General features: G+C 48.6%; 1 protein-coding gene. It reads right to left on the bottom strand.

From position 1 onward, the window contains the following. Positions 1-257 (bottom strand): hypothetical protein (locus MiSe_RS50305; RefSeq protein ID WP_226595122.1); only part of this gene is annotated, 257 nt, incomplete at both ends.

The raw sequence follows: 257 nt of genomic DNA, 5'->3' as shown, positions 1-257 counted from the left end.
ATTTCTCGCCAAAAATTGCAGATGCCGTGCCCCGAAAGCCTGCATAATGCAAAAATTGTAGATGCCGTACCCCTGTAGCGGCACGGCATAGATAACGTTTGATTTCTCCCCAAAAATTGCAGATGCCTTCCCCCTGTAGCGGCACGGCATAGATAACGTTTGATTTCTCCCCAAAAATTGCAGATGCCGTGCCCCGAAAGCCTGCATAATGCAAAAATTGTAGATGCCGTACCCCTGTAGCGGCACGGCATAGATAA

It is taken from the genome of Microseira wollei NIES-4236 (genome assembly GCF_020521235.1).
In the GTDB taxonomy this organism is placed as follows: Bacteria; Cyanobacteriota; Cyanobacteriia; order Cyanobacteriales; family Aerosakkonemataceae; genus Microseira; species Microseira wollei.
The sequence above is the reverse complement of the archived record's forward strand: the minus strand, read 5'-3'. Positions and strand labels throughout refer to the sequence as shown.